This window comes from Hylemonella sp. GW821-FHT10B10 (assembly GCF_059415585.1).
In genome coordinates this window covers 88,294-100,567 of sequence record NZ_JBWKNN010000005.1, presented here as the reverse complement: position 1 = coordinate 100,567, position 12,274 = coordinate 88,294, and the positions used below count along the sequence as shown (strand labels likewise).

Annotated in this window: 9 protein-coding genes and 1 tRNA gene; all 10 read left to right on the top strand. The window is 62.3% G+C overall.

Annotated elements, in window-relative coordinates; all coding sequences use genetic code 11:
- On the top strand, nucleotides 1-77 hold a 77-nt coding region (locus AC07NT_RS18105; RefSeq protein ID WP_493035514.1), incomplete at its 5' end, for an EF-Tu C-terminal domain-related protein.
- Between the two features lie 9 nt (nucleotides 78-86).
- Nucleotides 87-162 (top strand) — tRNA-Trp (locus AC07NT_RS18100).
- A gap of 112 nt (nucleotides 163-274) precedes the next feature.
- Nucleotides 275-658 (top strand): preprotein translocase subunit SecE, encoded by a 384-nt coding sequence (gene secE / locus AC07NT_RS18095; RefSeq protein ID WP_498600346.1) that lies wholly within the window; start codon nucleotides 275-277, stop codon nucleotides 656-658.
- Nucleotides 658-1,242, top strand: coding sequence for a transcription termination/antitermination protein NusG (gene nusG / locus AC07NT_RS18090; RefSeq protein ID WP_498600345.1), 585 nt, complete (start codon nucleotides 658-660; stop codon nucleotides 1,240-1,242). Before secE ends, nusG begins: the two co-directional genes overlap by 1 nt.
- A gap of 123 nt (nucleotides 1,243-1,365) precedes the next feature.
- On the top strand, nucleotides 1,366-1,797 hold the full coding sequence (gene rplK / locus AC07NT_RS18085; protein WP_498600343.1) for a 50S ribosomal protein L11: 432 nt from the start codon (nucleotides 1,366-1,368) through the stop codon (nucleotides 1,795-1,797).
- On the top strand, nucleotides 1,798-2,487 hold the full coding sequence (rplA, locus tag AC07NT_RS18080) for a 50S ribosomal protein L1 (protein ID WP_498600342.1): 690 nt from the start codon (nucleotides 1,798-1,800) through the stop codon (nucleotides 2,485-2,487).
- Between the two features lie 237 nt (nucleotides 2,488-2,724).
- Complete coding sequence (gene rplJ / locus AC07NT_RS18075) at nucleotides 2,725-3,231, top strand: 50S ribosomal protein L10 (protein ID WP_498600340.1); 507 nt, start codon at nucleotides 2,725-2,727, stop codon at nucleotides 3,229-3,231.
- Nucleotides 3,232-3,273: 42 nt separating this feature from the next.
- Nucleotides 3,274-3,651 (top strand): 50S ribosomal protein L7/L12, encoded by a 378-nt coding sequence (rplL, locus tag AC07NT_RS18070; RefSeq protein ID WP_498600338.1) that lies wholly within the window; start codon nucleotides 3,274-3,276, stop codon nucleotides 3,649-3,651.
- Between the two features lie 249 nt (nucleotides 3,652-3,900).
- Complete coding sequence (gene rpoB, locus AC07NT_RS18065) at nucleotides 3,901-8,013, top strand: DNA-directed RNA polymerase subunit beta (protein WP_498600336.1); 4,113 nt, start codon at nucleotides 3,901-3,903, stop codon at nucleotides 8,011-8,013.
- Between the two features lie 20 nt (nucleotides 8,014-8,033).
- A complete protein-coding gene (gene rpoC / locus AC07NT_RS18060) occupies nucleotides 8,034-12,236 on the top strand; it encodes a DNA-directed RNA polymerase subunit beta' (RefSeq protein ID WP_498600335.1) in 4,203 nt (1,400 codons plus the stop codon).
- The last annotated feature ends 38 nt before the right edge of the window (nucleotides 12,237-12,274 follow it).

The window sequence follows — 12,274 nt, the reverse complement described above, 5'->3', positions numbered from 1 at the left end:
AAGAAGGCCTGCGCTTCGCCATCCGCGAAGGCGGCAAGACCGTGGGCGCCGGCGTGGTGGCCAAGATCCTTGCGTAAAGGTTTAGTAGGGGTATAGCTCAATTGGCAGAGCGTCGGTCTCCAAAACCGAAGGTTGTAGGTTCGATTCCTACTGCCCCTGCCACCTGATCTGCCGAGGCAGGTTGGTGCACAAAAAGCCCGCCACCCCCGTGGCGGGCTTCAGCGTCTCAAGAGATGCAGTGGTTTTGATACAGGCGCTAAGCGGAATTTAGAAAATGGCAACGTCACAAGTGGAAACGGTCGGTAGCGGGGCGAACAAGCTCAAGCTGGTTGCGGCAGTGCTGCTGCTGCTGGCTGGCCTGGTGGCCTTCTACTGGTTCGGCAAGCAGGGTGCCCTGGTGCAATGGGCTGCCTTGCTGGCTGGCGTGGCTGCGGCTGTCATTGTTTTCTTCACGGCCCAGACTGGGCGTGACCTGCTGGCTTTCGGTCGCGATGCCTGGCGCGAAGTCGGCAAGGTGGTCTGGCCGGAGCGCAAGGAAGCGATCCAGATGACGGCCTACGTCTTCGCCTTCGTGGTGGTGATGGCCCTGTTTTTGTGGCTGACCGACAAGACCCTCGAGTGGGCGATTTTTGACCTGATTCTGGGCTGGAGGAAGTAATGACTGACGTGGTAGATGCTTCGTCCGCACCGGCGGCCAAGCCGGCCAATCCGGATCTGCGCTGGTATGTCGTGCACGCCTACTCCGGCATGGAGAAGGCGGTCGAGCGCAACATCATCGAGCGCATCAACCGCGCCGGCATGCAAGACAAGTTCGGCCGCATCATGGTGCCGATGGAAGAGGTGGTCGAGGTCAAGAACGGCCAGAAGCGCACCACCGAACGCAAGTTCTTCCCCGGCTACGTGTTGGTGGAAATGGTGATGGGTGACGACACCTGGCACTTGGTGAAGCACACCAACAAGGTGACCGGTTTCGTGGGTGGTGCCAAGAACCGCCCGGCCCCGATCTCCGAAGAAGAGGTCATGAAAATCGTCAACCAGATGCAGGAAGGCTCCGACAAGCCGCGGCACAAGGTTGAGTTCGAGGTGGGTGAATACGTGCGCGTCAAGGACGGCCCCTTCACCGACTTCAACGGCACGGTCGAGGAAGTCAACTACGAGAAGAACAAGGTGCGCGTGGCGGTGACCATTTTCGGCCGCTCGACGCCGGTGGAGCTGGAGTTCTCCCAGGTCGAGAAGACCTGAGAGGTCCGGCAAGAATTTTCAGTTCGCGCTTTTCGACTCGGCGCGGATGTTGTCTCGATGAGTCGTTAACCCCGGGGAGCCCAGGCAGATTGCCCAGGCGCTATCACCCGTAAGGAGAAAAGCATGGCGAAAAAAATCGTCGGTTTTATCAAGCTGCAAGTGCCGGCTGGTAAGGCCAATCCCTCGCCGCCGATTGGTCCCGCTCTGGGCCAGCGCGGTCTGAACATCATGGAGTTCTGCAAGGCGTTCAACGCCCAGACCCAGGGCGTCGAGCCCGGTCTGCCGCTGCCGGTGGTGATCACCGCTTTCGCGGACAAGAGCTTCACCTTCATCATCAAGACGCCCCCGGCGACCGTGATGATCAAGAAGGCCATCAAGCTGGACAAGGGTTCGGCCCGTCCGCACACGGACAAGGTCGGCAAGATCACCCGTGCCCAGCTCGAGGAAATCGCCAAGACCAAGATGAAGGACATGACGGCCGCCGACCTGGACGCCGCCGTTCGCACCATCGCTGGTTCTGCCCGTTCCATGGGCGTGAATGTGGAGGGCGTGTAAATGACCACCAAGAAACAAAAAGCCCTGCAAGGCAAGGTCGACAGCAACAAGCTTTACCCGCTGGCCGATGCGCTGAAGATCGTGCAAGAGTGCGCCACCGCCAAGTTCGATGAGTCCATCGACGTGGCCGTGCAGCTCGGCATCGATGCCAAGAAGTCGGACCAGGTGGTGCGTGGCGCCGTCGTGCTGCCCAACGGCACCGGCAAGACCAAGCGCGTGGCCGTGTTCGCCCAAGGCGCCAAGGCTGAAGAAGCCAAGGCCGCCGGCGCCGACGTGGTCGGCATGGACGACCTGGCTGCTCGCGTGAAGGCTGGCGACATGCCCTTCGACGTGGTGATCGCTGCTCCTGACGCGATGCGCGTCGTGGGTACCCTGGGTCAGATCCTGGGTCCCCGTGGCCTGATGCCCAACCCCAAGGTCGGCACCGTCACCCCCGACGTGGCCACGGCCGTGAAGAACGCCAAGGCCGGTCAGGTGCAGTTCCGTGTGGACAAGGCCGGTATCGTGCACACCACGATCGGTCGCCGTTCCTTCGACGCCGCCAAGCTCCAGGGCAACCTGGCTGCGCTGATCGAAGCGCTGAACAAGGCCAAGCCGGCTTCGAGCAAGGGTGTGTTTTTGCGTAAGGTTGCAGTTTCGTCGACCATGGGTGTGGGTGTCCGCGTGGACACGCAAACCATCTCGGCGTAATCGCAAGAAATTTGGGCGGCTGGAAACGGCTGCCTAGAGTGGTGGGTCGTTTTGCTCACAAGCAAGACGAGCCATCCAAGACCGTTGGCGCACAGTTCTGCTGTGCTTAATCAGTGAAAGCCAGCGTAGATGGCGATCCCGCTGCAGATGGATTGAGTTCCGTAAACAGTTGGTCGCTGCAAGCAAGGCGTGTCTGCAGGCGCAAGTCGTCAGACACATTTTTGAAGGAGTTAGACCTTGAGTCTGAATCGCAGTGAGAAAGAAGCGGTCATCAATGACGTGACCGGCCTCGCCGCTAAAGCTCAAACGCTCGTGATGGCGGAATACCGCGGCATCACGGTCGCTGACATGACCAAACTGCGCGCCACCGCCCGCAGCCAGGGTGTGAGCCTGAGTGTTCTGAAGAACACCCTGGCCCGCCGTGCTGTGGCTGGTAGCCAGTTTGAAGTCGCGGCCGAGAAGATGACCGGTCCGCTGATCTATGGCTTCTCCGTCGATGCCGTGGCCGCCGCTCGCGTGGTGGCCGATTTCGCGAAAACCAACGACAAGCTGGTGATTCGCGGCGGCGCATACGGCGGCAAGGCCCTGGACGTCAACGGCGTTAAGCAGCTGGCAAGCATTCCCTCCAAGGAAGTGCTGCTGGCACAGCTGTGTGGCTTGCTGATGTCGCCGATCTCCCGCACCGCCGTGGTGCTGGGTGCCCTGGCGGCGAAAAAAGGCGAAGGCGAAGTTGCCGCTGCTTGAAGCACGGCAACCCTGTTAAACCCAATTGTTAGGAAATTAAAAATGGCATTCGATAAAGACGCATTTCTGACCGCGCTGGACAGCATGACGGTCATGGACCTCAACGACCTGGTGAAAGCCATCGAAGAGAAGTTTGGTGTGAGCGCTGCCGCCATGGCCGCTCCCGCTGCTGCTGGCGGTGGCGCTGGCGCCGCTGCTGCCGAAGAGAAGACCGAATTCAACGTGATGCTGCTGGAAGCTGGCGCCAACAAGGTGTCGGTCATCAAGGCCGTGCGCGAAATCACCGGTCTGGGCCTCAAGGAAGCCAAGGACCTGGTCGACGGCGCCCCCAAGGCCGTCAAGGAAGCCATGCCCAAGGCCGACGCCGAAGCTGCTGTGAAGAAGCTGGTGGAAGCCGGCGCCAAGGCCGAGCTGAAGTAATTCAGTCCTGCTCGAAGGCTGGAGTGTCTGAAAAGGCCTCCAGCCTTTGGCGCTTACAGAGCGCACTCAAAAGCCCCCTCGCCAAGGATGTTTTTGAGTGACTTCTGACCCGACTGCAGAAGACGCCTTGGTTCGGGCCGCGTGCAATGCGCGGCCGTCCGCCATTGGTTGGTAGCGGCCAACCACCAAGCCTGCTGGGTGTGATGCCCGGCGCGCCAGTCGCCAAAGACCTCATAGCCCGGAGATCTCATGGCCTATACCTATACCGAACGCAAGCGGATCCGCAAGAGTTTCGGCAGCCGCGACAGCGTGCTTGAAATCCCCTACCTGTTGCAGATGCAAAAGGACGCCTACACGGCCTTCCTGCAAGCAGAAAACCTGCCCACCAAACGCACCCCCGAGGGCTTGCAGGCCGCTTTCGAAGCCGCCTTCCCCATCGTCTCGCACAACGGTTTTGTGGAGATGAAGTTTCTCGAATACAACCTGGCCAAGCCCGCCTTCGATGTGCGCGAATGCCAGACCCGCGGCCTGACCTTTGCGTCCGCCGTGCGCGCGCGCGTGCAGCTGATCATCTATGACCGCGAGTCCTCGACTCCGCAGAACAAGGTGGTCAAGGAAGTGAAGGAACAAGAGGTCTACATGGGTGAAGTGCCGCTCATGACGACCAAGGGTTCGTTCATCATCAACGGTACCGAGCGCGTCATCGTGTCGCAGCTGCACCGTTCGCCTGGTGTGTTCTTCGAGCACGACAAGGGCAAGACCCACAGCTCGGGCAAGCTGTTGTTCTCGGCTCGCATCATCCCCTACCGTGGTTCCTGGCTGGACTTCGAGTTCGACCCCAAGGACGTGCTGTATTTCCGTGTCGACCGCCGTCGCAAGATGCCTGTCACCATCCTGCTCAAGGCCATCGGCCTGAATCCCGAGTCCATCCTGGCGAACTTCTTCGTCAATGACAACTTCCGCCTGATGGACAGCGGTGCGCAGATGGAATTCGTGGCCGAGCGCCTGCGTGGTGAAGTCGCCCGATTCGACATCACCGACAAGAGCGGCAAGGTCGTTGTTGCCAAGGACAAGCGCATCACCGCGCGTCACACGCGCGATCTGGAGCAGTCCGCCACCACGCACATCAGCGTGCCGGAAGACTTCCTGGTCGGCCGTGTCGTGGCCCGCAACATCGTGGATCCGGACACCGGCGAGATCATCGCCAAGGCCAACGACGAATTGACCGACGCCCTGCTCAAGAAGCTGCGCACCGCCGGTGTGCAGGACCTGCAGTGCATCTACACCAATGAACTCGACCAGGGTGCGTACATCTCGCAGACCCTGCGCATCGACGAAACGACCGACGAGTTCGCCGCCCGCGTGGCCATCTACCGCATGATGCGCCCCGGCGAGCCGCCGACCGAAGACGCCGTGCAGGCCCTGTTCCAGCGTCTGTTCTACAACCCGGACACCTACGACCTGTCGCGAGTGGGCCGCATGAAGTTCAACGCCAAGATGGGCCGTAACGACCCGAATGGCCCCATGGTCCTGACCAACGAGGACATCCTCGCCGTGGTCAAGATCCTGGTGGACCTGCGCAATGGTCGCGGTGAAGTGGACGACATCGACCACCTGGGCAACCGCCGCGTGCGTTGCGTCGGCGAGCTGGCTGAGAACCAGTACCGCGCCGGCCTGGCACGTATCGAGAAGGCCGTGAAGGAGCGTCTGGGCCAGGCTGAGCAAGAGCCCCTGATGCCGCACGACCTGATCAACTCCAAGCCAATTTCCGCGGCCCTCAAGGAGTTCTTCGGTGCCTCCCAGCTCTCGCAGTTCATGGACCAGACCAACCCCCTGTCCGAGATCACGCACAAGCGTCGCGTCTCGGCCCTGGGCCCGGGCGGCCTGACCCGCGAGCGCGCCGGCTTCGAAGTGCGTGACGTGCACGTCACCCACTACGGCCGTGTCTGCCCGATCGAGACCCCCGAAGGTCCGAACATCGGCCTGATCAACTCCCTGGCCCTGTACGCCCGCCTCAACGAGTACGGTTTCATCGAAACCCCCTACCGTCGTGTGGTGGATGGTAAGGTGACCAACCAGATCGATTACCTGTCCGCCATCGAGGAAGGCAAGTACGTCATCGCCCAGGCCAATGCCACCCTGGACAAGGACGGCAAGCTGACCGGCGAGCTGGTCTCGGCCCGGGAAAAGGGTGAATCCATCCTCTGCGGTGCCGAACGCATCCAGTACATGGATGTGTCGCCCGCACAGATCGTGTCGGTGGCCGCTTCGCTGGTGCCCTTCCTGGAGCACGACGACGCCAACCGCGCGCTGATGGGCGCCAACATGCAGCGCCAGGCCGTGCCTGTGCTGCGTCCCGAGAAGGCCTTTGTCGGTACCGGTATCGAGCGCGTTTCCGCGGTCGACTCCGGCACCGTGGTCACCGCCAACCGCGGCGGCGTGGTCGACTACGTCGACGCCACCCGCATCGTGATCCGCGTGAACGACAACGAAGCCCTGGCCGGTGAAGTGGGTGTGGACATCTACAACCTCATCAAGTACCAGCGTTCCAACCAGAACACCAACATCCACCAGCGTCCCATCGTCAAGAAGGGCGACAAGCTGGCCAAGGGTGACGTGATCGCCGACGGCGCATCGACCGACCTGGGTGAACTGGCCCTGGGCCAGAACATGCTGGTGGCCTTCATGCCCTGGAACGGCTACAACTTCGAAGACTCGATCCTGATCTCCGAACGCGTGGTAGCCGAAGACCGCTACACCTCGATCCACATCGAGGAGCTGGTGGTCATGGCGCGCGACACCAAGCTTGGCGCCGAGGAAATCACCCGCGACATTCCCAACCTGTCCGAGCAGCAGCTCAACCGTCTGGACGAGTCCGGCATCATCTACGTGGGCGCCGAAGTCATGCCGGGCGACACGCTGGTGGGCAAGGTCACCCCGAAGGGCGAGACCACGCTGACGCCGGAAGAGAAGCTGCTGCGTGCCATCTTTGGCGAGAAGGCCTCCGACGTGAAGGACACCTCGCTGCGTGTGGACCAGGGTTCGCAGGGTACCGTGATCGATGTACAGGTCTTCACCCGTGAAGGCATCACGCGCGACAAGCGCGCCCAGCAGATCATCGACGACGAGCTCAAGCGCTACCGCCTGGACCTGAACGACCAGCTGCGCATCGTGGAAGCCGACGCCTTCGACCGAATCGAGAAGCTGCTCAACGGCAAGGTCGCCAATGGCGGCCCGCAGAAGCTCGCCAAGGGCACGAAGATCGACAAGGCCTACCTGGCCGGCGTCGAGAAGTTCCACTGGTTCGACATCCGCCCGGCCGACGACGAAGTCGCCAGCCAGCTGGAAAGCATCAAGAACTCGCTGGAGCAGACCCGCCACAGCTTCGACCTGGCTTTCGAAGAGAAGCGCAAGAAGCTCACCCAGGGCGACGAGCTGCCCGCGGGCGTGCTCAAGATGGTCAAGGTCTACCTGGCCGTCAAGCGCCGCCTGCAGCCGGGTGACAAGATGGCCGGCCGCCACGGCAACAAGGGCGTGGTGTCCAAGATCGTTCCGGTCGAAGACATGCCCTACATGGCTGACGGCACCCCGTGCGACATCGTGCTCAACCCCCTGGGCGTGCCTTCGCGGATGAACGTGGGCCAGGTGCTGGAAGTGCACCTGGGCTGGGCCGGCAAGGGTATCGGCCAGCGCATCGGCGACATGCTGCAGGCCGAAGCCAAGGCGGCCGAGCTGCGCAAGTTCCTCGAGACGCTGTACAACACGTCCGGCCGCAAGGAAGACCTGAGCAAGCTGAGCGACGCGCAAGTGGTGGAGATGGCCGGCAACCTGTCGACCGGTGTCACCTTTGCCACGCCGGTGTTTGACGGCGCCTCGGAAGAGGAAATCCGCAACATGCTCAAGCTGGCCTATCCGGAAGAGGTTACCAAGGCCAAGGGCCTGACCGACGCCCGTACGCAGGCCCGCCTGTTCGACGGCCGTACCGGCGAGCAGTTCGAGCGTCCGACGACCATCGGCTACATGCACGTGCTCAAGCTGCACCACCTGGTGGACGACAAGATGCACGCCCGTTCGACCGGCCCCTACAGCCTGGTTACCCAGCAGCCGCTGGGCGGCAAGGCCCAGTTCGGCGGCCAGCGTTTCGGCGAAATGGAAGTGTGGGCACTGGAAGCCTACGGCGCGGCCTACACGCTGCAGGAAATGCTCACCGTCAAGTCGGACGACGTGCAGGGCCGTACCAAGGTCTACGAGAACATCGTCAAGGGCGAGCATGCCATCGAAGCTGGCATGCCCGAGTCGTTCAACGTGCTGGTCAAGGAAATCCGTTCCCTGGGCCTGGACATCGAGCTCGAGCGCTCCTAATTCGCAAAGGATAGAGTCATATGAAATCCCTACTCGACCTGTTCAAGCAGTTCACGCCGGATGAGCATTTCGATGCCATCAAGATCGGCCTGGCCTCGCCCGAGAAGATCCGTTCCTGGTCTTTCGGTGAGGTGAAGAAGCCCGAGACCATCAACTACCGTACCTTCAAGCCCGAGCGTGACGGCCTGTTCTGCGCCAAGATCTTCGGCCCCATCAAGGACTACGAGTGCCTGTGCGGCAAGTACAAGCGCCTCAAGCACCGCGGTGTGATCTGCGAGAAGTGCGGCGTTGAAGTCACGCAGACCAAGGTGCGCCGTGAGCGCATGGGTCACATCGACCTGGCCGCGCCCTGCGCCCACATCTGGTTCCTGAAGTCCCTGCCTTCGCGCCTGGGCCTGGTGCTGGACATGACGCTGCGCGACATCGAACGCGTTCTGTACTTCGAAGCCTATGTGGTGACCGACCCCGGCATGACCCCGCTGAAGAAATTCGGCATCATGTCCGAGGACGACTACGACGCCAAGATCAAGGAATACGGTGACGAGTTCACCGCCAAGATGGGCGCAGAAGGTATCAAGGACCTGCTGCAAGGCATCGAGATCGACACCGAGATCGAGCGCCTGCGCGGTGACCTGACCGGTTCCGAGATGAAGGTCAAGAAGAACGCCAAGCGCCTCAAGGTGCTGGAAGCGTTCAAGAAGTCCGGCATCAAGCCCGAGTGGATGGTGCTGGAAGTGCTGCCCGTGCTGCCGCCGGACCTGCGTCCGCTGGTGCCGCTGGACGGCGGCCGCTTCGCGACCTCCGACCTGAACGACCTCTACCGTCGCGTCATCAACCGCAACAGCCGTCTGCGCCGCCTGCTGGAGCTCAAGGCCCCGGAAATCATCGCACGCAACGAAAAGCGCATGCTGCAGGAAGCTGTGGACTCGCTGCTGGACAACGGCCGTCGCGGCAAGGCCATGACGGGCGCCAACAAACGCGCCCTCAAATCCCTGGCCGACATGATCAAGGGCAAGAGCGGCCGTTTCCGCCAGAATCTGCTGGGCAAACGCGTCGACTACTCGGGCCGTTCCGTCATCACCGTGGGCCCGACCCTCAAGCTGCACCAGTGCGGCCTGCCCAAGCTGATGGCCCTGGAACTGTTCAAGCCTTTCATCTTCTCGCGCCTGGAAGCCATGGGCATCGCCACCACCATCAAGGCGGCGAAGAAGGAAGTCGAAACCGGCACGCCGGTGGTCTGGGACATCCTGGAAGAGGTGATCAAGGAGCACCCGGTTCTGCTGAACCGCGCCCCGACGCTGCACCGCCTGGGCATCCAGGCCTTTGAGCCCATCCTGATCGAAGGCAAGGCCATCCAGCTGCACCCGCTGGTCTGCGCCGCCTTCAACGCCGACTTCGACGGCGACCAGATGGCCGTGCACATCCCGCTGTCGGTGGAAGCCCAGATGGAAGCCCGCACCCTGATGCTGGCCTCCAACAACGTGCTCTTCCCCGCCAACGGCGAACCCTCCATCGTTCCTTCGCAGGACGTGGTGCTGGGCCTGTATTACACGACCCGTGAGCGTACCAACGGCAAGGGCGAGGGCATGATCTTCGCCGACACGACCGAAGTCCAGCGTGCGCTGGACAACAACCAGGTCGAGCTGACCGCCCGCGTCAATGTGCGCCTGACCGAATGGACCAAGGACAAGGACACCGGTGAGTTCGTGCCGGAGACCAAGCTCGTGGAAACCACGGTCGGTCGCGCCTTGCTGTCGGAAATCCTGCCCAAGGGCCTGCCTTTCTCCAACATCAACAAGGCGTTGAAGAAGAAGGAAATTTCCAAGCTGATCAACGTGTCCTTCCGCAAGTGCGGCCTGAAGGAAACCGTGGTGTTCGCAGACAAGCTGCTGCAAAACGGTTTCCGTCTGGCGACCAAGGCCGGCATCTCGATCTGCATCGACGACATGCTGGTGCCCAAGGAAAAGCACGAGATCATCGAGTCCGCCGAGAAGGAAGTGAAGGACATCGAGCAGCAGTACACCTCGGGTCTGGTCACCTCCGGTGAGCGCTACAACAAGGTGGTGGACATCTGGGGCAAGGCCGGCGACAAGGTCTCCAAGGTCATGATGGACCAGCTGCGTACCGAGAAGACCATCGACCGCCACGGCAAGACGGTGGACCAGGAGTCCTTCAACTCCATCTACATGATGGCCGACTCCGGCGCGCGCGGTTCCGCCGCGCAGATCCGTCAGCTGGCCGGCATGCGCGGCCTGATGGCCAAACCCGACGGCTCCATCATCGAGACGCCCATCACGGCCAACTTCCGTGAAGGCCTGAACGTGTTGCAGTACTTCATCTCTACGCACGGCGCCCGTAAGGGTCTGGCCGACACGGCGCTGAAGACCGCCAACTCGGGTTACCTGACCCGTCGTCTGGTGGACGTGACGCAGGACCTGGTGGTGACGCAGGACGACTGCGGCACCAGCGAAGGTTCGCTGATGCGCGCCATCGTCGAGGGCGGCGAGGTGATTGAGTCGCTGCGCGACCGTGTGCTGGGCCGTACCGCAGCCGAGGACGTGCTGCACCCGGAATCCCGTGCCGTGCTCGTGCCCTCCGGCAGCATGCTGGACGAGGACGTCATCGAGGAGCTGGAAGCCGCCGGTGTCGACGAGGTCAAGGTCCGCACTGCGCTGACCTGTGCCACGCGCTTCGGCCTGTGCGCCAAGTGCTACGGCCGCGATCTGGGCCGTGGTGGTCTGGTCAACATGGGCGAGGCGGTCGGTGTGATCGCTGCCCAGTCGATCGGCGAGCCGGGTACCCAGCTGACCATGCGCACCTTCCACATCGGTGGTGCCGCTTCGCGCGCTGCCATCGCCTCCAGCGTGGAAGCCAAGTCCAACGGCATCATCGGCTTCAATGCCACGATGCGCTATGTGACCAACAGCAAGAAGGAACTGGTGGTGATCGCCCGTTCCGGCGAGATCGTCATCCATGACGAGCATGGCCGCGAGCGCGAACGCCACAAGGTGCCTTACGGCGCCACGCTGACGGTCAAGGCCGACCAGACGATCAAGGCTGGCACCATCCTGGCCAACTGGGATCCGCTGACCCGCCCGATCATCACCGAGTTCGCCGGCAAGGCGCATTTCGAGAACGTCGAAGAGGGTCTGACCGTGGCCAAGCAGGTGGACGAAGTCACCGGCCTGTCCACCCTGGTCGTGATCGATCCCAAGCGCCGTGGTTCCGCCAAGGTCGTACGTCCGCAGGTGAAGCTGATCGACGCCTCGGGCAACGAGGTCAAGATCCCCGGTACCGATCACTCGGTGACCATCGGCTTCCAGGTCGGCGCCCTGATCCAGGTGCGTGACGGCCAGGATGTGGGCCCCGGCGAAGTGCTGGCCCGTATCCCGATCGAAGGCCAGAAGACCCGCGATATCACCGGCGGTCTGCCGCGTGTGGCCGAGCTGTTCGAAGCCCGCTCCCCCAAGGACAAGGGCATCCTGGCCGAGGTCACGGGTACCGTGTCCTTCGGCAAGGAGACCAAGGGCAAGGTTCGCCTGCAGATCACCGATCCGGAAGGCAAGGTCTGGGAAGAACTCGTGCCCAAGGAAAAGAACATCGTGGTGCACGAAGGCCAGGTGGTCAACAAGGGCGAGAGCATCGTCGACGGTCCGGCCGACCCGCAGGACATCCTGCGCCTGCTGGGCATGGAAGAGCTGGCACGCTACATCGTGGATGAGGTGCAGGACGTCTATCGCCTGCAGGGTGTGAAGATCAACGACAAGCACATCGAGGTGATCGTGCGCCAGATGCTGCGTCGTGTCGTGGTCGAGGCCCCCGGCGATTCCGGCTACATCGGCGGCGAGCAGGTGGAGCGTTCCGAGATGCTCAATACCAACGACGCGCTGCGCAAGGATGGCAAGGTGCCCTCGACCTACACCAACCTGCTGCTGGGTATCACCAAGGCCTCGCTGTCCACGGACTCGTTCATCTCCGCGGCTTCCTTCCAGGAAACCACCCGCGTGTTGACCGAAGCCGCCATCATGGGCAAACGCGACGAGCTGCGCGGGCTGAAGGAAAACGTCATCGTCGGCCGCCTGATCCCCGCAGGTACCGGCATGGCCTACCACGACGCGCGCAAGATCCGCGAGGGTATGGACGAGGCCGAGCGCCGCGCCATCGCCGAAGCGGAGTCGGCTGAACTGGCTGCCCAGACCAGCGAAGGCGCCGCTACCGAGTAAAACCGGTAACGCTCGCGCAAAATGCCCCAGGTGCTGCT